General features: G+C 72.0%; 16 protein-coding genes. 8 read left to right on the top strand and 8 right to left on the bottom strand.

Going from position 1 to position 22,581, the window contains the following annotated elements; all coding sequences use genetic code 11:
- Positions 1-187: 187 nt before the first annotated feature.
- Both CRV15_RS34150 and CRV15_RS34145 read right to left on the bottom strand, forming a co-directional pair.
- Positions 188-1,606, bottom strand: a complete 1,419-nt coding sequence (locus CRV15_RS34150; protein ID WP_003963564.1) for a cellulose binding domain-containing protein — start codon at positions 1,604-1,606, stop codon at positions 188-190.
- Between the two features lie 171 nt (positions 1,607-1,777).
- Positions 1,778-2,236, bottom strand: a complete 459-nt coding sequence (locus CRV15_RS34145; RefSeq protein ID WP_003963563.1) for a winged helix-turn-helix transcriptional regulator — start codon at positions 2,234-2,236, stop codon at positions 1,778-1,780.
- A gap of 158 nt (positions 2,237-2,394) precedes the next feature.
- Here CRV15_RS34145 and CRV15_RS34140 point away from each other — a divergent pair, with 158 nt between their 5' ends.
- From CRV15_RS34140 to CRV15_RS37620, 3 genes are all read left to right on the top strand, one after another.
- On the top strand, positions 2,395-3,630 hold the full coding sequence (locus CRV15_RS34140; protein ID WP_003963562.1) for an MFS transporter: 1,236 nt from the start codon (positions 2,395-2,397) through the stop codon (positions 3,628-3,630).
- A gap of 120 nt (positions 3,631-3,750) precedes the next feature.
- Positions 3,751-4,992 carry a 2-isopropylmalate synthase gene (locus CRV15_RS34135; protein WP_003963561.1) on the top strand — a complete coding sequence of 414 codons (1,242 nt, stop codon included), beginning with the start codon at positions 3,751-3,753 and terminating at the stop codon, positions 4,990-4,992.
- Entirely contained in the window at positions 4,989-5,717 is a 729-nt protein-coding gene (locus CRV15_RS37620; protein WP_003963560.1) for a hypothetical protein, read from the top strand. The genes CRV15_RS34135 and CRV15_RS37620 overlap by 4 nt, the downstream gene beginning before the upstream one ends.
- Before the next feature lie 130 nt (positions 5,718-5,847).
- Here CRV15_RS37620 and CRV15_RS34125 read toward each other — a convergent pair whose 3' ends face one another.
- Positions 5,848-6,414 (bottom strand): carboxymuconolactone decarboxylase family protein, encoded by a 567-nt coding sequence (locus tag CRV15_RS34125; protein ID WP_009999542.1) that lies wholly within the window; start codon positions 6,412-6,414, stop codon positions 5,848-5,850.
- Positions 6,415-6,522: 108 nt separating this feature from the next.
- Positions 6,523-7,902, bottom strand: a complete 1,380-nt coding sequence (locus CRV15_RS34120; protein WP_003963558.1) for an ABC1 kinase family protein — start codon at positions 7,900-7,902, stop codon at positions 6,523-6,525.
- A gap of 227 nt (positions 7,903-8,129) precedes the next feature.
- Here CRV15_RS34120 and CRV15_RS34115 point away from each other — a divergent pair, with 227 nt between their 5' ends.
- Entirely contained in the window at positions 8,130-9,329 is a 1,200-nt protein-coding gene (locus CRV15_RS34115) for a hypothetical protein (protein WP_003957100.1), read from the top strand.
- A gap of 197 nt (positions 9,330-9,526) precedes the next feature.
- Here the strand turns inward: CRV15_RS34115 and CRV15_RS34110 are convergent, their stop codons facing one another.
- The gene (locus tag CRV15_RS34110; protein WP_003963557.1) at positions 9,527-10,171 is read right to left on the bottom strand and encodes a crotonobetainyl-CoA--carnitine CoA-transferase; all 645 of its coding nucleotides are present in this window, start codon (positions 10,169-10,171) and stop codon (positions 9,527-9,529) included.
- 335 nt (positions 10,172-10,506) lie between these two features.
- On the opposite strand from CRV15_RS34110, the gene CRV15_RS34105 reads away from it, so the two are divergent.
- From CRV15_RS34105 to CRV15_RS34090, 4 genes are all read left to right on the top strand, one after another.
- Complete coding sequence (locus CRV15_RS34105; protein ID WP_003957098.1) at positions 10,507-10,935, top strand: DUF1428 family protein; 429 nt, start codon at positions 10,507-10,509, stop codon at positions 10,933-10,935.
- A 2-nt stretch (positions 10,936-10,937) separates the two neighbouring features.
- Entirely contained in the window at positions 10,938-12,206 is a 1,269-nt protein-coding gene (locus tag CRV15_RS34100; protein WP_009999539.1) for an MFS transporter, read from the top strand.
- 119 nt (positions 12,207-12,325) lie between these two features.
- On the top strand, positions 12,326-13,066 hold the full coding sequence (locus CRV15_RS34095) for an SDR family NAD(P)-dependent oxidoreductase (RefSeq protein WP_003957096.1): 741 nt from the start codon (positions 12,326-12,328) through the stop codon (positions 13,064-13,066).
- Positions 13,067-13,497: 431 nt separating this feature from the next.
- Entirely contained in the window at positions 13,498-15,093 is a 1,596-nt protein-coding gene (locus CRV15_RS34090) for a helix-turn-helix domain-containing protein (RefSeq protein WP_003957095.1), read from the top strand.
- Between the two features lie 41 nt (positions 15,094-15,134).
- On the opposite strand, the gene CRV15_RS34085 is transcribed toward CRV15_RS34090, so the two are convergent.
- From CRV15_RS34085 to CRV15_RS34075, 3 genes are read right to left on the bottom strand one after another with little or no spacing between them, the layout of a single operon-like run.
- Entirely contained in the window at positions 15,135-15,593 is a 459-nt protein-coding gene (locus tag CRV15_RS34085; RefSeq protein ID WP_003957094.1) for an acyl-CoA thioesterase, read from the bottom strand.
- 2 nt (positions 15,594-15,595) lie between these two features.
- Positions 15,596-21,550: a type I polyketide synthase gene (locus tag CRV15_RS34080; RefSeq protein WP_003963555.1), complete on the bottom strand. Its 5,955-nt coding sequence runs from the start codon at positions 21,548-21,550 to the stop codon at positions 15,596-15,598.
- Positions 21,550-22,581, bottom strand: coding sequence for an RnfABCDGE type electron transport complex subunit D (locus CRV15_RS34075; protein ID WP_003963553.1), 1,032 nt, complete (start codon positions 22,579-22,581; stop codon positions 21,550-21,552). The genes CRV15_RS34080 and CRV15_RS34075 overlap by 1 nt, the downstream gene beginning before the upstream one ends.

The raw sequence follows: 22,581 nt of genomic DNA, 5'->3' as shown, positions 1-22,581 counted from the left end.
GTCCTGACAGGGAGCCATGGCAGGCCATGGCAGAGGTCTGCCGGCTGAAGCAACCGGGCCAAAGCAGGCCGGACGCGGATGGAAAGGAACAAGCCGGACGGGGATGGACGGGAACAGGCCGGACGAAGACGGAGGGGAGCAGACCGGACGAAGACGGACGGGAACAGGCCGGACGGGGACGGACGGGTCAGAGCGCGGGGACGGTGTCCTCGAAGGCCGTGCCCGCCGTCCGGTACGCGGCGACCCGCTCGGCGACCTGAGCCGGGGTGAGGACCTTGTCCTTCACATGCAGGACGTAGTCGACGCCCTGCTCATAGGCGCGGGGGGTGCGCTCCGGCGGGCCCGCGAGATCCGTCAGCCACTGGTTGAAGCTGATCAGCACCGGGCGTTCCGGCAGATAGGCGGCGCCGTGGGTGGCGAAGAGCCGCCCGTCGACGTAGTAGCGGACGTCGGTGTCGTCGACGGTGAACACCAGGTCGCGCCAGCCCGCGTAGCCCGCCCGGTCGGCGGTGTGCGTGTTCACGGGCGGCTGCGCGCCGGTCGAGTCGTATGTCTCCCAGGACGTGGCGAAGAGGGTGTTGCCCGTCTCGCCCCATCCACCGTTGGGCAGGTACTCGAAGTCGTACTCCGCGTAGTCGTCCGCCATCGGCGCCTTCAGGTCGTTGATGGCGAAGAAGGTCTGGATGACGTGGTCGCCGTCGGGCCCGTGCACGGGGGCGTCGCTGAACTTCACCCGGGCCGCGTAGGTGCCCTTGCGGAACTTCATGGACGTGGCCAGGATCTCGGCCTGCCGAGTGCCTGCCGCGGTGCCGTCGGTCTCGGTCCTGAGGGTCATCACCGAGGCGCCGTTCTCGGTGCCGAACGAGATGTTCCGCGGCGACCAGCCCGCGCCGGGCACCCCGGGCCCGCCCGGCCAGCTCCGGAGCGCCCAGCCCCGGGCGGCGAGCCGGGGGTCGTCGTGCGCGGTGTACGCGAAGTCGTCGAAGAGGGCCTGCGCGGGCGGCGGGTCGACCGGGCCGCCGCCGGGCACGGAGCCCCAGACGGTGGTGCCGGAGAGATGGGCGGTGACCCGGTCCCAGTCGGCGTACGTCGTCCGCTCGGCGCTGAAGGAGTGGTCGTCGCCCTGCCGCAGCGGCTTCCAGTCGCTCCGGTGCATCCGGAGCCGGATGTCGCCGGTGTCCGCGCCGGGCGCGAGGGTGCCCGCGGCAGCGGTGAAGCCTATCTCCAGATAGCGGTCGGCGGTGGCCGTCGCGGGTGTGTGCGCCGCGAACGCGCCGGTGAGGTTCGAGCAGCCGCGGACGGCCCAGTCGCAGGCGAAGCGGTAGGAGGCGTCCGGCGCGTCGGAGCTGAAGTAGTAACGGAGTCTCACGTCCGCGAGCCGCACCGGGGCGGTACCGGTGTTGCGGACGGTGAACCAGGGCGCCGCCTGCCCGGCGGTGGCACCGGTGACGCCGGTGCGGTACTGGACGGTGAGCGCCGGTGCGGTCGTCGCGGCGGCGGGGCCGGGGAGAGCCACGAGCCCCAGCGCGGCGAGCGCCGTCGCGAGGGCTCCGGCCGCGGTGGTGCGCAGTCGGCGGTGGGGGGTTCTTCGCAGGGGGTTGCGCATGGTGTTGCCTCTCCTGAACGGGTGAACCGGTGGTAACAGCGGTACGGGGGCGAACACAGTGACCCGCGGGGCAGTTGCTCCGGTGATCGCCGCCGAACCTACAGAACCGCCGGGGGCCGCGAAAGGGGGCGGACGCGCTGGTGAGGGCGCGCGCGGCGGCCGGTCCGCCGCCTATCCCGTCCGGCGCACCCGCGTGGTGCCCGCGTCGAGGGGGGTGCCGTCGCCGCCGGTCGGTGTGAGGTCGGGAACGGGGGTTCCGTGCTGGTCGACCAGGGTGGAGCGGGGCTCCCCGGGGGCGAAGGCGTTGCGTTCGCCCCACTGCCGCAGGGTGACGATGACGGGGAAGAGGTCCCGTCCGGCATCGGTGAGCACATACTCCTGGCGGCGGCCCGTCGGGGCCGTGCGCTGGGTGAGGAGCCCGCGTTCGGAGAGTTTCCTGAGGCGGTCGGTGAGGATGTTGCGGGCGATGCCGGTGCGTCGCTGAAACTCGGTGAACGACCGGGCCCCGTCCATCGCGTCACGGACGACCAGAAGACTCCATTTGTCGCCGACGAGGTCGAGCGCGCGGGCGACGGGGCAGTCCGGGTCGGTCCAGTCGGAGCCGGGCGCGTGCCGGGTGGGGGGCGACATGGCAGCTCCCGGTGGGTGGGGATTCACGATCGGGCCGGATTCAACGATGAGGCCGGATTCACGAGGGAGCCGGATCCAACGATGAGTTGCGAAGTGAAACCATCATGCCCTACGGTCAAATCAGTTGCAATTTGCTACTCATTTACCGTGGGAGGGTCATGGACGCGAGGCGGCGAGCGCTGCTCGCGACGGTGTGCGGAGTGGCTGTGGCGGGCGTCTACGCCGCACAGCCCGTTCTGGAGCCGATGGGACGCGACCTCGGTGTGCCGACCGGGCTCACCGGGTGGATCGTGGCGACCGGTCAGATCGGTTATCTGGCCGGGCTGGTGCTGCTGGTGCCGCTCGGTGACGTGGTCGACCGGCGACGGCTCATCGCCGCGCACCTGGCGATCACCGCGGTGGGCCTGCTCCTGACGGCAGCCGCGCCGACCGCGTGGGTGGCGTTCACGGGGCTGGCGGTGGCCGGGGTGTTCGCGGTCGTGGTGCAGACCGCCGTGGCCTACACCGCGTCGGTCTCGCCGCCCGCCGAACGCGGACGCGGTATCGGCGTCGTGACCTCGGGTGTCGTGGTCGGCATCCTGGGCGCGCGGATCGTCACCGGCGCGCTCGCGGAGACAGCGGGCTGGCGCGGTGTCTATCTCGTGCTCGCGGTGGTCTCGCTCGGACTCGCCGTCCTCGTCCTCGTCGCGCTGCCGCCGGACGGGCGCCCCGACCGGCCCACCGGGTACGGACGGGCCGTCGTCGCGCTCGGCGGGCTCTTCGGGCGGCGCGTCTTCCTGACGCGCGGGCTCATCGCGTTCTTCCTGTTCGCGTCGTTCGGGACCCTGTGGAGCGGGATGTCCCTGCCGCTGGGGGGCGAGCCATGGCGGCTGAGCGAGAGTCAGATCGGGCTGTTCGGGATCGCCGGTCTCGCCGGGGCCCTCGGCGCGGCCCGCGCGGGGCGGTGGGCGGACGCGGGACGGGCGGCCCCGGTCACCGGGGCCGCGCTCGCCCTGCTCGTCCTCTCCTGGGCCGCGACGGGACAGCTGATGTGGTCGCTGTGGCTCCTCGTCGTCGGCGTCGTGCTGCTCGACTACGCGGTCCAGGCCGTGCATGTGAGCAACCAGCATCTGCTCACCGCCGCGTATCCCGCGCGCGTCAGCGGCGTCATCGGCGCCTATATGGTCTTCTACTCGCTCGGTTCCGCCCTCGGCGCGGCGGCGACCACCGCCGTCCTCACCGCCCACGGCTGGACGGGCTCCGCTCTCCTCGGAGCCGGATTCGCGGTGTGCGCGCTGGCCGTGTGGGCGGTCGACCGACGGCTGCCCCCCGGCCCCGATCCCCTCGGCGGCACGGGCCCGTGCCCGGAAGTGGTCTCCCCGGCCCCACCGTTGACCGCCGAAGACCGGGCGTGACGCGGACGTCTCCCCGGCGGTGCTGGTCGAAGCCGGGGAGGGTTATCGTTTCCCCTCGTCGGTGCGCCGCTGCGCGGGGGTTCCCGCCCGGTGGGCGTACGAGGGAGAGGGGGCCCGCCGATGCGGGATGTCGTCCGTGAATCCGCGCTGGCCGGCCGGTTGGTGGTGTGGGAGGAGTCCGCACGCGACGGCGCTCAGGCCAAGACCTTGATGCCGCCCGGTTTCCGGGTGCGGCTGGCGCGCGAGCACGGTGCGGTGTTCGGCTCCGACGGGCCGCGCCATGTGGTGTTCGCTGCGGGGTTTCCCGCCGTGTGCGCCGAGGAGTTCGAGGCGGTGCGGCAGGTCGCGGTCGAGGCCGAGGGACAGGTCAGCGTGGCGGCCGTGTGCCGGGGCACCCGGGACGACGTCCGGCAGGCGGTGGCGTCGGTGCGCGGGAGCGCCCATGCCCGGGTGATGGTGGTCGTCCCGGCGTCCGACCCGATGGCGCGGGTGATGGTCCATCAGGATGCCCGTGCGGCGCTGGCGCGCGGCACGGATCTGGTCAAGGCGGTCCGGGAGCTGGACGAGGGGGTCGCGGCCGATGTGTGCCTGGCCGACGCCTCCCGTGCCGACCCCGCGCTGATGGGCGACGCCGCCGGGGAGTTCACCTCCGCCGGGGCCGGTGCGGTGATCCTCGCCGACACCGTGGGACGGCAGTTCCCGGCCGAGGCGGCCGGGATGTTCGCACGGGTCGGCGCCGCGGCCGGTGCCGGGACGGTGCTCGGCGCGCATCTCCACAACGATCTGGGCCTCGGCCTGGCCAACACCGTTCAGGCCCTCCAGGCCGGGGTGCGGATCGCCGCCAGTTCCTGGCTGGGCATCGCGGAGCGCTCCGGCATGGCCGCCACCGAGCAGTTGCTGTTCCTGCTGGCCCACGATCCGGAGCGCGCGGCGACGCTGCTCGGGTCCTCCGGCGACGCGGACCGCCTGTGGTGGCGGGCGCCCGATCTGACCCGTCTGCCGGTCATCGCCGCGATGGTCTCCGAGCAGACCGGGGTGCCGTTGACGGTGACGACCCCGGTGGTCGGCACCGGAGTCGCCACGATCTCCACCGGCACCCCGTTCGTCGACCCCGGTCTGTTCCAGCCCTACGACCCCAGGGCTCTCCTGGGCATCGAACCGGACATCGTGCTGACCCATCTGGCCAGCACCCGCGTCGTGACCGCGGTCGCCGCCCGCCTCGGCCACCACCTCGACGCCGACCGGGCCAGGGCCGCCACGGCCTGGGTCAAGCGCCGGGCGTACCGCGCCGGACGCGCGACCGTGGACGAGGAGGCCCTGGCCGCCTACCTGGACGGCCTCACCTCCGGGGCCGGGTCATGAACGACGCCGCGAGCCGTATCGCGCACCGTTCCTCCCCCGCCGCCGTCGCGGCCCTCAGCGACACCGCCGCCGTCCGCCGTGCGCTCGACCGGGGCAGGGCCGTGGTCCTGCCCAACCCGGCCCCGCTCACCTGTGTGGTCGCCGCCACCGGGCCCGCCGCCGTCAACACCGCCAAGCGCCGGCCCGCCGGTCAGGCCGTCGCCCTGTGGGCCCACCACCCGGACACCCTCGACCGGTTGGACGGGCTTCTCGACCTCGACCGGGACACCCGCCGGTTCGCCCGTCGGCTGCTCGGCGAGGAACTCGTCACCCTTCTCGTCCCCGTCCACGACCACCTGTCCGTCCCGGCCTGGCTGGCCCCTGCCACTCTGAGCGGCTGGACCCTGCTGTTCGGCGCCCGCTGGCAGCCCCTCGCCCCGCTCCTGGACCCGTTCCCCGTGCTCTACGTCAGCAGCGCCAACCGCACCGGCGGACAGCCCGCGGCCACACCCGCCGACGCCGCGGCCGTCTTCGCCCCCGACGCCCCCGTCCTCGCCGATCCCACCGGCCCGGCGCCTCCCTCCGGGCCGGCCGCACCCGGCCGCCGGGCCACCACCACGGTCCGGCTGCACCCCGACGGGCGCGCCGAACTCCACCGCCACGGCGCCCAGGACGGCTCCCACCCCGGCCCCGGGCGGTATCTGCGCCATCTGCACCGCTCCTACCGGGACCGCGGGGCACCGTAGGGCGGGCGGCGGGAAGGGGAAGACGGGCGACGCCGGACGGCCCCGGATGTCCTGCCCCTGACGGGCGGGAGATCCGGGGCCGGTCATCAGCGCGCGTTCCCGGCCGCACGGGTTCCGGCCGGGCGGCGGCTCAGGCGTGGAGCGCCTCCTCGGCGGGCTTCTGCGGCATCGCATAGCCATGGGCGACGATCACCTTGGCCGCTTCGGTGTAGTAGCCGGGGTCCTGCGGCAGGTCGGTCGCAAGGCCGTCGACATAGCGGTTGAACATGCAGAACGCGGCGGCTATCAGGACCGTGTCATGGATCTCGCGGTCGTCGGCGCCCTCCGCGCGGGCGGCGGCCAGCGCCTGTGCCGACACCGGGCCCGCCTCCTCCCGCACCTCGGCCGCGATCCGCAGCAGCGCCCGCAGCCGGGCGGTGACCGGAGCGCCGGTCGGCTGGTCGAGCACCGACCTCACCACGCTCTCGCCCCCTTCGAGCTGGGCCGCGGCGAACGCGCCATGGGCGTTCGCGCAGAAGCGGGTGCCGTTGAGTCCGGAGACATACGCGCCGATCAGTTCGCGCTCCCCGCGGCTGAGCGGCGAGGGACCGCGCAGCAGGACCTCGGAGAGTTCGGAGAGCACGGCGCCGGTGTCCTGGCGGTAGGCGAAGAGAGCCAGGATGCCCGGCATGTCATTGCCCAGTTCGATGTGCGGCACGGTGGGTTTCCTCTCGACAGACAGCTATCGGATGGGAGAAACAGCAGGCGTCGGCAGCGGGCCTAGGCCATCAACGAATGGCTGTGACCAGCACTTTCACAACAGGCCCTAGGCGGCTGCCGGTGGCTCGTCGACCGCTTCCAGCCTGCGGCGGCGTTCTCCGGCGGGACGGCCCGAGGCCGCGCGGAAGACGATGGGGCGGGCGATGCCCTGGAAGTCCACATCGGGGTCGAGCCGTCGTACGGTCTCCTCCACCATCAACAGCGCGAGCAGCGGGAACACGAATTCCGACGAGGCGTAGATGTCGTTGCGCCGCTGACTGGCGAACAGCTCCGTGGAGAACTCGATCAGGTCGAAGTCCCGTGCGGTGGTGCCGCCGAAGCGGTCCACCAGGCGGGTGATGTCCGCCACGAACGCGTCGATGGCGCTGTCCTCACCGACGTGGCCCGCGCTGGCCAGCACCGCTTCGGCGCAGCGGGGGCCGTTGCGGAAGCCGAGGTTGAGGAAGAACACGGCCAGGTTCTCCCGGACGATCTCCGGGACCCGCCAGACGAATCCGGCGTCGAGGACGACGACGGAGCCGGTGGGGGTGAGCCGCAGATTGCCGGGGTGGAGATCGCAGTGGACCAGTCCGGTGCAGAAGAGCATCTCGAACACGGCCCGCAGGGTCTGGTCGGCCAGGGCCCGGCGCCGCTCGGGGCTCAACCCGGTGACCTCGGTGCGGTCGCGCACCCCGGGGACGAAGGTCATGACGACGCAGGTCTCGCCGGACAGCGCCGCCACGGGTTCAGGTACGGCGATGAACTCCAGGGTGGACAGGTCCTCATGCAGCAGGGCCAGGTTCGTGGCCTCCTCCTGGAGGTCGAGCTGGCGCAGCACGCTCGCCCCGACCGCGCGGGCCATCTCCGGCAGGGGCACTCCCCGCAGCCCGGGGACCCTGCCGATCAGGTCGAAGGCGGTGCACAGCAGGGCGACGTCGTGGCGCATGACCTCCGTCAGACCGGGTCGGCGGAGTTTGACGGCGACGGGGGTGCCGTCCGCGAGGCGGGCCGGGTAGACGCAGGCGATGCTGCCCGAGCCGAGGGGTTCGGTGGAGAAGTCGTGCAGCAGCTCGGGCCAGTCAGGGCCGAAGTGCTCCCGGAGGGCGTGGTGCACCTCGTCGGTCCGCATCGGTTCGACGGTGTCGTGCAGGCGTTTGAGCGCGCCGCAGACCCGGGGCGGCAGGACGTCCTCGCGGGTGCTGGCGATCTGGGCGAACTTGATGAACGCCGGGCCGAGGCGTTCCACGATCCGCGCGCACTCCTCCGGCCAGCTCGGCCGGGTGCCGGGCGGGCCCGCGGGCTCCCGCCGCAGCCGTCGCGCCAGTTGGTGCGCGGTCCCTTCGGCGACCGTCGCCGCGATCCGGCCGAGCCGCCGCAGCAGTGCCCCGCGCGGGACCTCCGGTGGGGGTGCCGGGCGGGTGCGGGGGCCGGCCGCGGAGAGCGTCATACCCGGCTCCTGACCGGGCCATCCAGCAGATCACTTGATCTATTCACAGTGAACCTCCACCGATTCCGGTTACTGCCGGAGCGCTTCCCTCACCGTGCCGTCCAGCGGGTCGCGCGAACAAGTCGGCTGCTGCCGACGTGACTCTACGCCTTGACAGGGAAAGTATCACTTAGTTTTCATATAACTACCTCGGACGAGGTGGCACACCTTGAAGCTGCGGAGGAAGCATGAGCCAATCGACCGAAGCCCGGTTGAAGCAGGGTCTGGTATCGCTGACGCCCCCGCCCGCGAGCCGGTACAACGACCCCGCGGAGTACCTGGACTTCGCCCGGCCCATCACCGAGAAGTTCCTGCCGTACGACTCCCGCAGCGACGGTGAGCTGCGGGAGGTCTCCGAAGGGCACGACAGCGCCTTGGAGCGCGAGCGCGCGCTGTGGGAGCTGGCCGACCGTCACCCGGCGGAGAGCCTGTCCTTCATCGACCACATCATCGGCACCGAGACCGACCAGTCCGTCCGTTCGGGCGCGCTGTGGCTGGCGCTGCGGTCGGCGGGCGCGGGCAGCCTCGGTCTGCTGGAGCGGTACGCGTCGGACGCCGACCGCGAGGTCGCCGACTGGGCCCGGGTCCTGACCGGGGACATCACCGGCGACAAGCCCGCCCGGCTGTACAACGAGGCCGAGGTGGAGGAGACCGGCTACTTCGACCAGACCGTCCCGCTCATCATCGGCGGCCGGGTCGTCATCATCACCCCCGGCGTCGGCGCGGTCCGTGCGGTGCTCTCACCGCTCTGGTTCGACTCGATCCTCGGCCGGGTGCTGGCCAGCACCAACGTCCGGACGATCCGGACCGACCTGACGGTCGAGAAGGAGCTGAAGGGCCTCAACGCGGACGGCTCGTGCCACTACGAGATCTTCCCGTTCCGCGGGCTGAGCGTGGAGTACGACGCCAAGAACCTGGAGCACAACTACCTCTCCGAGACGCTGCGTCCGTTCTACCCGAGCGGCTTCGTCGGCAAGGGCGAGATGGTCGAGGTCCCGGTGTCGCTCGGCCGTATCGCGCTCACCTCGCTGGCGAGCAAGGGCGAGGTGACCATCCACGGCTCCGGGCCGCGGGCCGACCGGCTGCGCGAGGCCGACATGCCGTTCGTGCAGAGCGTGCGCGGCCGGTACTACGGCTGGGCCGCCGTCAACCTCGACCGCACGTTCGACCGCGGCATCGTCGGGGCCGGCGATGTGCAGCTCTCGAACCCCACGGACCCGATCGCGGGCCCGATGACCAACGCCAAGCTGTACGGCACCTTCCGCGGCAAGTCCGGTGACTACCACGGCACCGCGGGCCGCTACACGCTCAACTCGATCAAGTGCCACGGCCGTCCCGACGGTCTGATCGACGTCGTCCAGGGCGGTGCGGAACTCGCCTCCGAGTGACGCCCGGTCCTCCCTGACCGAACGGCGCGCCCCTCTCGGCTTCCGAGGGGGGCGCGTCGCGTCCGGTCGCCCGCGCAGACCGGGCCGGGCCGGCTCTCAGGCCGAAGGCCAAGCCCAAGCCAGGCCAGGTCTCACCCCGAAGGCCAGGCCAGGTCTCAGCTCGAAGGTCAGGTCAGGTCAGGTCAGGTCAGGTCAGGTCAGGTCAGGCCCAGCATCCGGGAGCACCGCAGTACGGCCTCCGGCTCGCCCTTGATCCGTACATCGCCCGTGGCGATCGCCTCGAAGGGGGACAGCGTCTTCGCCCCCACCCGGATGAAGGTGCCCGCCTCGCACTCGATGGTCAGCGCGGGCTCCGCGACCGGGCCGCGCTCGAAGGTCACCACGCCGCCGCGGACCAGGATCTGGAAGATCTGCTCGCCGACCTTGAACTCATAGACCTCGTCGAGGTCGGGGACCTCGTTCTCGACGATCATCGCCTGCACGGCGAGGAAACCCCACTCGGCGCGGGTCGCCCCGGTGCTGTCGGACTCGTCGAGGAAGCGCAGGCCCCAGCGGGCGAGGGCGAGCACCGGGCCGCGCAGCTCCTCCCCGGCCTCGGTGAGCCGGTAGAGCCGGGCCCTGCCGTCGCCGACCACCGCCGCCTGCTCGGCGAGGCCGTGCTCGGTGAGCATCCGCAGCCGGTCGGTGAGCAGATTCGGCCCGATGCCGGGCAGGTTCTCCAGCAGGGCGTTGAAGCGGGCCGGGCCGATCAGCAGCTCCCGCACGATCAGCAGGGTCCACCGCTCGCCCACGATGTCCAGACCTGCGGCCAACCCGCAGAACTGTCCGTACTCACGCTTCATTCCGGCCACCTCACTCCTGATGTCAATAGTAAAACATCCATCAGGGACTTCCCAGGCCGATCCGCCGACAGCCGGGGGAAACCGGACACGGCCCTGCCGGGCCGCTGCACCACCTGGGCCCCATCGTCCTCTTCATTCCCCGGTCATCACGGGCTCGGGGCCGGATGACACCCCGTTGGACCCGACCTGCCCACGGCAATGAATCCCCGCTGCGGACGCGTTGAGGCGCTGACGCAATCCTTGCCGAGTCACTATGCAGTCGTATAGCCTTCCGCAGAACAGCTCATAGCTGGTGGCCCTGCTTTCGCGGTATCGACCTTGGGTGGTGGATTCCCGTGTATCTCGTCGTGTACCTGCACCGGGTACCCCGATCGCGCGAGGAAGTCTTCCGCGCCGTCGTCCACAGGGCCAACGAGGTATTCCGGCGCCATGGCGCCATCGGCGCCACCCTGCTGGAGATGAGCGACCCGAGGGCGAAGTACGGATGCTCAGGACTCCTGGACGGTGTCGATCTGACGCCGGACGAGGTGCTGTACGTCGAACTCAACCATTTCCACGACCGCGCGCACTTCGAAGAGGTGATGCCGAAGGTCGATATCGACCCGGAACTCGAAGAGCTCTACAAGACCTTTGTGGAGACGCTGGACACCAGCCGCATTCTGCGCGGCGAGTTCAGCACTGTGTTCGAACTGTTCAACCCCGCCGAGCGCGAGCGATATCAGCAGACCCCGCACGCTCAGTGGGAACCTGCCCATCAGGAGTAAGTGTGACGACGGAACAGCAGGACGGAAACGCCGCAGCATCCGGACCGGAGTGGAATCTGCGGGCGGTTACCTGGCTGTCCGGTACCCAGTTCTTCATGTTCGGCATCGCCATCGGTGTGATGACCGTGGCCTGGGCGGAGGTGATCAGGGAATTAGACCTGAGTGACGGCTTCTTCGGTACGGCGCATCTGCTGCTGCCCGCCGTCGGACTGCTGACGCTGCTCTCGACCAAGCGTCTGTACCACCGCTTCGACCACCGCCAGATCGGGATCTACGGCCAGCTCGCGCAGATCGGGCTGCTGGTGATGCTGTCCATCAGCACCCATCTCATCGGGCTGCTGATCGCGTTCGCCCTCGCCGGTGTCTCGTCCGCGCTGATCGACACCGCCGCGAACAGCGTGTTCATGGAGATCGAGACCCGCGGCGGACGCGATGTGATGAATGTGATGTACGCGATCAACAGCCTCGGCACAGTGGTCAGCGCACTCGGCGCGGGCGCCCTGATCAGCCTGGGTATGGACTACCGCTGGATGATCGCGCTGTTCACGGTGACCATGGTGCCCGTCCTGGTCGCCTCGTTCCTGATCCCCTTCCCCCCGATCAACCGTGACGAGGAAGCCGCCGCCGAGGAGGGCGCCGGGCCCCAGGGCGACATCGGCGTCCGGAAGCTGATGCGCAACCCGCTGTTCCGCATCGTGTTCGTGATGACCGTGCTGGGCATCGCGGTGGAGAGCATTGTGCAGGTCTGGTCGGTGATCTACGTCGACCAACTGCTGAACGCCCCCATCGTCTACGGCGGCGCGGCGTTCGCTCTCTTCAGTCTGACCATGATGATCGGCCGGCTGATCAACGCCTGGCTGGTGGCCTCGCTGGGCATCCGGACCTCGTTCCTCATCTCCGCGGTCGGAACCGCGCTCTCCGGAGCGCTGCTGATGGCCGCCGTCGACCTGTGGCTCTCCGTCCTCGCCTTCCTGCTCATGGGCATGGCCATCGCCGGTGTGCAGCCGACCTGTCTCAGCGCGGCGACCCGGGTGGCGCCCAGCCGGGTGAACGTCGTGGCGGCGGCCATGATGCTCCCCGCGTACTCCGCCTTCATCGCGACACCGACCGTGTACGGCTGGCTCTCCGACCTCACCTCGCTCAACACCGCCATGGTGCTGGTCGTGGCCGCGGGTGTCGGCATCGGGCTGCTGTCGCTCGCCCCGCCGGTGGCCGAGGCCGACCGCGTGGCGGCGGCCCCCGCCCCGGCGGCGCTGCCGGCCCAGCAGTAGCGCCCCGCCGGGACACGCCGACGGGACGCGCCGGGACGGCCCGGGTGTCCGGTCCGCCGCCGCCACGGGCGGCCGGACACCCCCGTCCCCGTCCCCGCAGACCGAGGAGTTGACGTCCCATGACGGAACCCGGCCCCGTGTCCCGTGTCGCGCTGATCACCGGTGCGAGCACCGGCCTCGGCGAGACACTCGCCTCCCATCTCCATGGACTCGGCTGGAGCCTGGTCCTCACCGCGCGCACCGCGGCCGATCTGACGGCCGTCGCCGACCGACTGTCCGGGCGGGGCGGGACCGTGATCGCGGTCGCGGGCGATGTCGGGGACGCCGCGCACCGCGAGCGGCTGATCGCCGCGGCGGACTCCCTCGGCAGGCTCGACTGGCTGGTGAACAACGCGTCCAGGATCGGTGTCAGCCCCATCCGGCCGCTGCTCGACCACCCGGCGGAGGTGTTCGACGAGGTGCTGCGGACCAATGTGGCCGCGCCCCTCGCGCTGGCCCAACCGGCGCTGCCCGCGCTGCGGAAGAGCGGCGGTCTGGTGGTGAACCTGTCCAGCGTGGCGGCGGTCGAGGTCTTCCCCTGTGCGGGGATCTACGCGGCCAGCAAGGCGGCCCTGGACCAGGCCACCCGGGTCCTCGCGGTCGAGATCGCGGACTCGGGCGCGGGCGCCGTCTCCGTCGACCCGGGCGATATGCGCACCCGGGGCTATGAGCAGGCCGAACCCGGCTTCGATCTGTCCGGGGTGCCCGGTCCCGAGGTCACCCTGCCGTTCTGGGAGTGGCTGACGGAGCGTTCCGCCGACGAGGTCAACGGACGGCGGTACCAGGCGCAGTCCGGCCCGTGGGAGCCCGGGCCCCGCTGAGCCCCCACCTTCTCAAATGAAACGTTTCTCCGGGCCGGTCGGCGCCGACCGCGCGGGGTTCTTTCCTCGTTCCGGAAAGCGCCCGGAGAACGGCGCTGAAAAGTGGTCAAAAACACACCGGCCATGCATAATTTCATCCTACATCGGGCAGCCGTTTCCTGTATTGACCTTCCATAGGCCCACAGGGGGTTCCGCTGTTGTCCACCGACGACCCGCGACCGTGCGCGACAGACAGAGTCCCGTCGGCCCCCTCCCGCACCGAGCCGGACGGAACAGCCCGGCCGGATACCGGGGCGCATACCGGGGCGGACACCGTTCACCTTATTCCCTTATCACGACTGCTGCCCGCCGACTCGCCACGCCTCGACGGCGTCGATGAACACCATATTCAATGTCTTGCCGAATCCGGCCGGGAATTACCTCCGCTGCTGGTGGACCGGGCCACCCTGCGGGTCGTCGACGGGATGCACCGCTTGCGCGCGGCGGCCCTGAGGGGCCGTCAGGAGATCGAGGTGACCTATTTCGACGGCAGTCGGGACGAGGCCTTCCTCCGCGCGGTCGGGGAGAACATCGCCCATGGGCTGCCGCTGTCGCTGTCCGACCGCAAGGCGGCGGCGCGGCGCATCCTCGCCGTCCGGCCGCAGTGGTCGGACCGCGCGGTCGCGGCACACGCCGGTCTGTCCGGAAAGACGGTCTCCGCCATCCGCAGACGCTCCGCCGAGGAAGCCCCGCGGCTGCGTTCAGCTGAGGAATCTCCGCACCTGAACAGCCGGATCGGCGCCGACGGACGGCGGTATCCGCTGGACGGCTCCGCGGGGCGGCTGCGCGCCTCCCAGCTCATCTCGGCCCGGCCCGACACCCCGCTGCGGGCGATCGCCCGCGATGCCGGGGTCTCCGTCGGAACCGCTCATGACGTACGCCGACAGCTCTTCGGCGGCGAGGAGCCGGGCCCCGGCCGGACGTCCGGCGCCCCGGGCCCGGACACCCCCGAGGGGCCGAAGAGCGCTGCGGACCGGCTCGCCCTGCTGCGAAGCCTCTCCCAGGACCCCTCCTTGCAGAACACCCGCACAGGACGGGAGCTGCTGCGCTGGCTGCACACCCAGGCCGTCACCGACGACGACTGGCAGGCCCTGACCGCGACGGTCCCGGCGCACTGCGTGGACGCCGTGGTGGAACTGGCCCGGCAGTGCGCGCAGACCTGGCAGCGGATCGCCGACGACGTGGCCCGGCCCAAGGAGTCCGCCGTCGAACGGGCCGTCACCAGCGCCATCCGCAGCATGCGGGAGAACCTCGGCGAGGAACTCACCATCGACGCCCTGGCCGAGACGGCGATGTTCAGCAGATTCCACTTCACCCGGGTGTTCAAGAACATGACCGGGCTGTCCCCGGTGCACTTCCTCTCCGCGCTGCGGCTCCAGGAGGCGAAGAAGCTCCTCGTCGGCACGGAGCTGAACATCGCCGACATCAGCAATGTCGTCGGCTACCGGAGCATCGGGAGCTTCAGCACCCGTTTCAAGAGCTCGGTCGGTCTGGCCCCGGTCGCCTATCGCCGCCTCGGCGGATTCGCCGAGGAGATCAACGTCTCCGACGGCGGGGACGAGCCGGGCGCCCTGCCGCTGTCGGTCCGGGGCAGTGTCCTCCCCCCAGCGAGCGGACCGGCCGGATGTGTCCTCGTCGGGCTGTTCCCCGACCCCGTGCCGCGGGGGCGGCCGGTGCGCTGCGCCCTGCTGGACCACCCGGGCGCGTACGCGCTGGAGAACGTGCCCGAGGGCACCTGGTATGTGCTGGCGCAGTCCGTCCCGTACAGCAGGGACGGCAGGGACGGCAGGGACGGCGCCGAGGGCGGGGACGGGGGCGGCGTGCCCGCCGTACCCTGCGTCGGGGCCTCCGAGCCGGTCACCGTGGCCCTGCACGCGCTGCCGAGCCCGGTGGACGTCCAGCTCCGCCCGGTGAACGCGCTCGACCCGCCGGAGCTGCTGGCGCTGCTGGACGTCCGGACCACGGCGCTCCGCACCGCGTCCGGCTGATCCGGCCCTCCGGGGGGTACCGCCCCCCGGAGGAACCGTGGTCAGGCCGTTCTGCCCAGCGGGAGCAGGGCCGGGCCGGAGTACGGCGACAGCGCCCGCACCAGCGCCTCGGGCACCAGGGACGGGACGGTGGCGCTGTTCGGCCCGCGCATGCAGGCCACCCGCTGGCTGCCCCGGGCGACCAGGGTCTCCGCCCCGCCGGGGCCGAGTTTGACGTAGTCGAAGGTGAACTCCAACTGGGTCTGGGCGAGGTGCGCCAGCCGCATTCTGATCGACAGTTCGTCGAAGGCGGTGATCTCGGCGAAGAACTCGCAGTCGACCTTCAGCGTGAAGAGTTTGAGGTCGGCCTGGAGATCGGCCAGGACCTCCGGGGCACGCTGCTTGAGGAACATCTCCCGGCACCGGCCCTGCCAGCGCAGATAGTTGACGTAGTAGACGTTGCCGACGAGGTTGGTCTCCTCGAAGCCGACGATGTGCCGGTGCTCGAAGTAGTCCGCCATGGCTAGTGCCCTCCTGTGAGGATCGCGAGGACGAGCGGTGCCGCCGCCCCTCGTACGGTGGTGGCGAGCGTGGTGACCCGTAGTTCCGCCGAGGAGAAGACCGTCCAGCCCGGCCTCCGCGCCGGGGTCAGGGTCAGGGGCGCCGACCCGGTGTACCCGGCCTTCTGAAGGCATTCGACGGCGGTCCACACCCGGGTCGCGGCGGTGTCCGGGTCCTCCCCCGTCTCCCGGGCGACCAGGTGGGCCAGTGCCGCGTGTCCGCCGAGCAGCGCCGCCCACTCCGGGGCTGGCCGGGCGGCGACCTCCTCGATGTCGCAGCCGACGGTCCGGTCCGACACCGCGCAGAGGGTCAGGTCCGCGCCGTGGGCGGACGAGAGCCGCCCGGTTCCGCTACCGCTCAGCTCCGGCCGTCCGTCGGGGCGGCGGCGCAGCCCGACCGGGCGGCCGGTGGCACGTCCGGCGGCCCGTGCCGTACGGTCCCCGCGGTCTCCTCCCCCGGCCCCGGCCCTGTCGCCGTCGCCGCCCCCGTCGCCGTTCCCCGCTCCCTCGCGGTCGCCGTCCGGTTCGACGGCGACCGCGACCCGGGCCCCGGTCAGGTCCTCCACCGTCCGTTCCAGATACGGCCCGAGCAGCGGTGCCACCCAGGGGCCGCCGCTGTCGCGGTGGCGGACCGCGCGCAGCCGCAGCCCCTCCCACCATTCGACGACCTCGCCGTCGGCGGTGCGGACCGCGATGTCGTAGACATGGGTGTCGCCGTCGCGGTGCCGTTCCACGGCGCAGTACCGCAGATCCCCGGTGACAGCGGGTTTCCCGCCGTACGGGCGGATCCGTCCGACGGCCTGGGGCAGCAGGGTGGCGTACGGTACGCAGACCTGGTTGCCGTGCATCAGGGCGTCCCGTGCCCCCGGGTCGCCGAGCAGCAGTTCACCGGGGAGGAAACCGGCGAACCAGTTCTCCCGTGCCGAGGTCGCCACCTCGGCGTCGACCTCCCGGGCGGCGGCCCGGTGGTAGCGGCGCAGCCGGGTGAAGCGTCCGCTCTGGAAGAGCAGGTCGCCGTAGAGTTCGCGGACGGGGTCCAGGGGGACCGGTGGCAGACCGTCCCCGGTCGGCGCGGGGAGCGGTGTCGCGGGCGGGGGCGCTGCGGCGAAGACCAGCCGGGCCCGGAAGTGTTCCGCGGCGAATCCGGTCTCCTCGCTGTGGATGGCCGCCTCCACGGTGTCCTCGGCGGTGACGACGGCGGCGACGCGGATCGTCGTACGGCCCGTGGCGGGGACGGTGATGGGGCGCAGGAACTCGGCCCCTTCGATCACGGGGACGGTGGTGTGCCCGGTGACGGCGGCGGCGACCTGCGCCATCGCCTCCATGCCGAGGACGGCGGGGAACAGCAGGCTGCCGTCCAGTTCGTGGTCGGCGAGATAGGGGTCGGTGCCCACGCTCAGCTCGGCCTCGGTGACCAGTTCGACCCCGTCGTAGCGGATCAGGGGCTTCTCGACGAACCGCAGCAGGGGCAGCGGGCGGGTGGCCCGCCGTACGGTGGCGATGCCTTCCGTACGGCCGCTGACCACGGTGACGGTGGGGGCGTCGGGGTCGGTGACGAGCCGGCGCAGGAGGGCGATCCCCTGGTCGGGGGTGACGGGGGTGACGCCGTCGCGGGTGAGCGACTCGACGACGGAGAGCCGTTCGCCCATGCCGACCCCCGACCACACGGACCACTCCAGGCACAGGGTCCGGCAGTGCGGATGGGATCGCGCGAACTCCTCGGTGAGATCGGTCAGCCACTCGTTGGCGGTGGCGTAGTGGGCCTCACCCCGCAGCCCGGCACGGCCGATGATGCTGCCGAACGCGATCAGGAGCCGCAGCCGGTCCGGTTCGAGCGCGTCCAGGACCGCCCGCAGCCCGTCGACCTTGGGGGCGAGGGCGCGCCGGAAGGCATCCGGGTCGAGGTCGGTCAGGGCGGCGGGCTCATTGCGTCCGGCGCCGTGCAGAACGGCGGTGACGGGGCCGAGTGCGGCGGTCAGCCGGGCGACGGCGGCGCCGACCTGGCCGGGGTCGGTGACATCGGCGGGGGCGTAGCGGACGGTGACGCCGTTGTCGGTCATCCGGCGCAGATTGGCGGCGAGTTCGGTGTCCCGCGCCGGGTCGGAGCGGCCCAGCACGGCCAGGCTCGCGCCGGTGTCGACGGCGAGGGCCAGGGCGCATTCGGCGGTGATGCCCTTGCCGCCGCCGGTGACGAGGAGGACGTCGGAGGAGCCCAGGGGCTGCCGGGCGCGGGCCGGGCGCACCGGAAGCGGGCGCAGAACGGGCACCGTACGGCTGCCTTCGGGGCCGTAGTGGGCTTCGGTGAAGTGGGTGGTCGCGGCGGTCTCCGCGACGATCACCGCGATGGCCCCGGCCCGGGACCCGGTCGCCTCCCCTTCCCCTCCCGTATCGGAATTCGCATCCGCATCCATATGCACATGGGCGTTCGCCGGGAGCCGGACGACGGTGGTGCGCAGCCGGGGAGCTTCGAGGTGGAGGGTCTTGGCGAGCGCGGTGGCGACGGGGCCATGCTGGACGAGGACGAAGCGCCGGGTGTGCCCGTCGGCGAGCGCGGCCCTGGCTCCCCGCAGGGCCGTCTCCAGGTCGGCCTCGGTGGCGGAGGGCGGCAGGCAGACCAGGACTCCCGCGCCGACACGGGCCTTCTCCAGCCTGCGGCGCAGGGGTTCGGCGAAGGGGTGGCCGCGGTCCGCGAAGAGCTGCCAGGGGGCGTTGTCCTCGGGCGGGGCGGCTGTGGGGAGGGGCAGCTCCTCGGGTTCGACGGCGAAGGCACGGGCCCAGGCGGCGGCCCCGGCGACGGCGGGGGGCCGGGCGCTGTCGCCGTCCCGTGCGGTGCCCGCCAGTTCCGTCAGGGCCTCGGCGAGTTCGCCGACGGTCGCGGTCGCGAAGTTGAGCGGGGTCGCGGCCGGGGGGACGCCGAGCAGCCGGGCGGCCTCGTTGACGATCTGGCCGACGGTGATGGAGCTGAGGTGGAGGCCGTCGAGCAAACGGGTCTCGGAGGTGACCAGTTCGGGCGGGAGTTCGGCCCGTTCGGCAACGATCCGGCGCAGCAGGTCGACGGTGTTCCCGGTCGGCGCGTCACCGCTGCCGGTGCCCTCTCCGCCACGCTCTCCGGTGACGGTGGCGGTGACGGCGTGGGGCTCGGCGTCGGGCTCGTGGCCCGCGGCGATGGCGCGGTGGCCGTTCAGGTCGACCACGGGAGCCGCTTCCGCCGGGCTGGTGAAGAACCGGAATCCGCCGTCGGTGTCGAGGGGCCGGATCAGCCGGTCGTGGAAGAGGCGCGCGTGGTCGAGCGGCGCGCCGAGGACATGGGCGGCGCCCGCCACGCCGAGCAGTCCGCGCAGCGATTCGCTGTCGGTGTCCAGGGAGAGGGCGGGCAGTCCGGTGACGGCGGTGGCGAGGGGGCTGAGCACCCGGCCGGGGCCGACCTCGATGAAGAGGTCGGCGTCCGCCGCCGCGCGGGCGACGGCCCGGGTGAAGAGCACGGGGGCGGTGATCTGCCGTCGCAGCAGCGCGCGCAGGTCGGTGCCGGGGGCGAGGACGTCGCCGGTGACCGTGGAGACGACCCGCCGTCCGACGGGGCGGAACTCCCGTTCCGCGAGCCAGGTGCCGAAGGTCTCGGCGGCGGCCGTCATCAGGGGGGAGTGGAAGGCGTGGGAGACGGCGAGACGGGTGCAGTTCGTCCCGGCGGCGCGGGCCCTGGCCTCGACATCGGCGATCGCGTCGGCGGGTCCGGCGAGGACGGTCTGCTCGGGGCCGTTGTGCCCGGCGAGGACGACCGGGAGCCCGGCGGCCAGTTCGGCGGCCTTCTCGGCGGAGGCGGCGAGCGAGGTCATGGTGCCGGGGGCGCTGTGTTCCGCCATGACGGCGCCCCGGGTCCGCGCAAGATCGAACAGCGGCTCCTGGTCGAGCGCTCCGGCCCAGTGCAGGGCGGAGAGTTCGCCGAGGCTGTGGCCGACCGCGACGGTCGCGTCCAGTCCGAGGGCGTCGAGGGCGCGCAGCCCGGCGGTGGAGCCGGTGACGATGCGGGGCTGGGCGGACTCGGTGGCCACGCCGTGGCTGTCGGCGGGCAGGGCCGCGGCGGTGTGCACCTCGTCGGCCTCGGCCATCCTGCGGCGCAGGGCTCCGCCGCCGCTGCCCTTGCCCGATCCCTGTCCGGGGAAGAGGTAGCCGATGCGGGCGGGGCCCCGGACCCGGCCGAGGAAGGCACCGCCGTCCGGGGCGGCATACTCCTCCCGGCCCTGGCCGAGGGTGTCCGCGAGCAGGGCGAGCCGCTGTTCGGCCTCGTCGGGTGAGGAGGCGACGACAGCCGCTCGGCAGGGCGCGTCGCGCAGTTCCCGCTGGAGGGTGGCGGCGAGGTCGCCCAGTTCGGCGTAGGAGACCCGGGCGGCGAGGCCCGCCAGTTCGTTGAGGCGTTCGCGCAGTTCCCGGGGGGAGTCGGCGTCGACGAGGAGCAGTTCCGCGTCCTGGGCGGAGGACGCGAGTGCCAGGCCGCGGCCGGTGAGCGTGCGGCGGCGGCGCGGGGCGGCTCCCCGGGCCTTGTCGAGGACGACGTGGACGTTGATGCCGCCGAAGCCCATCGCGGTGATCCCGGCACGGACCGGGGCCCCCTGCGGCCACACCTCCGCCCGGCGCAGCACCCTCAGCGGGGCTTCTTCCCCCGTGAGCAGGGGATGGGGCTCCCCACACCCGACGGCCGGTGGCAGGATCTCCTCGTCGACGGCCATCGCGGCCTTGATCAGTCCCGCGACCCCGGCCGCAGCCTTCGTGTGCCCGATCTGCGCCTTCACCGAACTCACCACCGCCGCCGGACCGACAGGCCCACCGGCGGCACGCGCCCCGCCCAGAGCCCCCAGCTCCGTGGCGTCACCCACCTCCGTCCCCGTCCCGTGCCCCTCGAACAGCGCCACCGACCCGATACCGAACCCGGCCCGCTCATAAGCACGCTCCAAAGCGAGCCGGTAACCGCGCTCCTCCGGCCGCGTCATACCCCCCTGCCCGTCGGAGGAGATCCCCCACCCCGCCACCGTCGCATACACCCGGTGCCCGGCCGCCAGCGCGTCACCCTCACGCATCAGGACCACCATGCCGCAGCCCTCACCCGGCCAGAAACCACCGGCACGCCGGTCATAGACCCGCATCTCCCCCCGCGCCAGCGCACCCGTCTTCGCGAAACCGATGATCTCGAACGGATCGATCGACAGATCCACACCCCCCGCCACCACCACATCCGTATCACCGTCGATCAGGGACTTCGCCCCCTGCGTCACCGACAGCAGGGACGACGAACACGCCCCGTCCACCGTGTAACCGCCGCCACCCAGATCGAAGTGGTTGCAGATCCGCCCCGCGATCGTGTTCGACAGCCCCCCGGCCAGCGTGTCCTCGTCCACCGGCGGGAACGGGCCCTTGTACGAGGACTCCACGGCATCCAGGAAGCCGGCGAGCTTCCCGTCGTCCCAGCCCTCCTCCCGCAACGCCGCCCCCACGACCCGCCGCACATACGGCCACCGCAACCGCAGCGTATTCGCACGGGTGAACTCACCCGTCAGCGTATTGCCGACCACCACACCCGTACGCCGCCCCGGCAGCCCCGCCCCACCCGGGAAACCCGCATCCGCCAACGCCCGCCCCGCCACATCCAACGCCAGCCAGTGCGTCAGATCCGTCGAACGATACGTACTCCCCGCGATCTTGTGACCAACCCGGTCGAAGGAGTACCCCTCGATCACCGCCGCGTTACGGGCATAGAAACGGTCGGGACGGGCGGGGTCAGGGTCCCAGTAGTCCGCCAAACGCATCCGCTCGTCGGGGAGTCGGCGGAAGGCCCGGCGGCCCGCGAGGGCGTTCTCCCACAGTTCGCGGGGGGTGGTCGCGTCCGGGTAGCGGCAGGCCATGCCCACGATGGCGATTCTGGTCATCACGCGGCCACGGCTTTCTCTTCCGCCCCGGGGTGGGCGACCGGTGGCGTGGCGCGGGCCCCCGCCCCGGCCTCGGCCCCCGCCCCGGTGCCTGCCTCGGCTCCGGTCCGGCCGGGAGTGGCTACGACGAGGTTCTGGCGGCGTCTGTCGGTGATGTCGAGCCACCAGAGATAGCCGCCGCGGACGAGGCAGACGGCCGCGGTGGCGAAGAAGATGCCGTAGGCGATGCCCAGCGCCGTGAGGACCCCGTAGAGCGCGGCGGCACCGGCGCCGAAGGCCATCTGGGCGACGGGCTTGGAGGGCGTGGTGCCGGGGTCCGTGATCATGTAGTTGGTGAAGAGGACGAAGGCGACCCCCGTCATCATCCCCAGCGCCGCGAGGATCGAGGTGTCGAAGAGCAGCCCGCGCAGGACCGCCTGGAGCGCGAAGCCGGTCACCCAGGCGCCGATCAGCCACATCCGGTGGATCAGCTTGGCGTTGATCATCGTCCCGGCGACGATGATGACCAGCGGGATCAGCCAGTCGACGGCCCCGCCGACATGCTCCGTGAACTGGTACGGGGGCGCGATGCTCGCCCAGGGGAAGAGCAGCAGGACGATGGTGATGCCGAAGTTCGACGGGTTCATGAAGTGCCGCAGCCTGCCGCGCACCGGCGCGCGCAGCACCCATTTGGCGCCGACGGCGACGACGACGCCGAAGATCATCACCCAGACCAGGTCGTTGACGTAGATGAGCATGTTGAGCGCGAGGGCGGTGATGTGGGCGGGGAGGAGGAACTCGACGACCCCGCGTACCCCGTTGCCCCGGAAGCGTGGGGTCCGGTGCTCCAGCCGGGCCGCGACGGCCTCCAGCGCGATCTCGACGGTATAGGCGGTGGTGATCGCGATCAGGGGCCAGACCCAGGACTGTTCGAAGCCGAGGAAGGCGTAGCCCGCGATATTGAGGATGGTGATCGAGATCGCGAACCGGCGCAGGGCGGTGACGACCTTGGGGTCGTGGCGCGGTGGGGTGGGTGCTGTCCGCTCGGCCAT

This window comes from Streptomyces clavuligerus (genome assembly GCF_005519465.1).
Classification (GTDB): Bacteria; Actinomycetota; Actinomycetes; order Streptomycetales; family Streptomycetaceae; genus Streptomyces; species Streptomyces clavuligerus.
This window is presented reverse-complemented; position numbering and strand designations above follow the sequence as displayed.

What these genes read in the sequence shown, in the direction of transcription:
- CRV15_RS34115 (WP_003957100.1), top strand. Translation starts at nt 8,130, where the DNA reads ATGAGCCAATCGACCGAAGCCCGGTTGAAGCAGGGTCTGGTATCGCTG.
- CRV15_RS34135 (WP_003963561.1), top strand. Translation starts at nt 3,751, where the DNA reads ATGCGGGATGTCGTCCGTGAATCCGCGCTGGCCGGCCGGTTGGTGGTG.
- CRV15_RS34110 (WP_003963557.1), bottom strand. Translation starts at nt 10,171, where the DNA reads ATGAAGCGTGAGTACGGACAGTTCTGCGGGTTGGCCGCAGGTCTGGAC.
- CRV15_RS34145 (WP_003963563.1), bottom strand. Translation starts at nt 2,236, where the DNA reads ATGTCGCCCCCCACCCGGCACGCGCCCGGCTCCGACTGGACCGACCCG.
- CRV15_RS34140 (WP_003963562.1), top strand. Translation starts at nt 2,395, where the DNA reads ATGGACGCGAGGCGGCGAGCGCTGCTCGCGACGGTGTGCGGAGTGGCT.
- CRV15_RS34085 (WP_003957094.1), bottom strand. Translation starts at nt 15,593, where the DNA reads ATGGCGGACTACTTCGAGCACCGGCACATCGTCGGCTTCGAGGAGACC.
- CRV15_RS34095 (WP_003957096.1), top strand. Translation starts at nt 12,326, where the DNA reads ATGACGGAACCCGGCCCCGTGTCCCGTGTCGCGCTGATCACCGGTGCG.
- CRV15_RS37620 (WP_003963560.1), top strand. Translation starts at nt 4,989, where the DNA reads ATGAACGACGCCGCGAGCCGTATCGCGCACCGTTCCTCCCCCGCCGCC.
- CRV15_RS34075 (WP_003963553.1), bottom strand. Translation starts at nt 22,581, where the DNA reads ATGGCCGAGCGGACAGCACCCACCCCACCGCGCCACGACCCCAAGGTC.
- CRV15_RS34120 (WP_003963558.1), bottom strand. Translation starts at nt 7,902, where the DNA reads ATGACGCTCTCCGCGGCCGGCCCCCGCACCCGCCCGGCACCCCCACCG.
- CRV15_RS34080 (WP_003963555.1), bottom strand. Translation starts at nt 21,550, where the DNA reads ATGACCAGAATCGCCATCGTGGGCATGGCCTGCCGCTACCCGGACGCG.
- CRV15_RS34150 (WP_003963564.1), bottom strand. Translation starts at nt 1,606, where the DNA reads ATGCGCAACCCCCTGCGAAGAACCCCCCACCGCCGACTGCGCACCACC.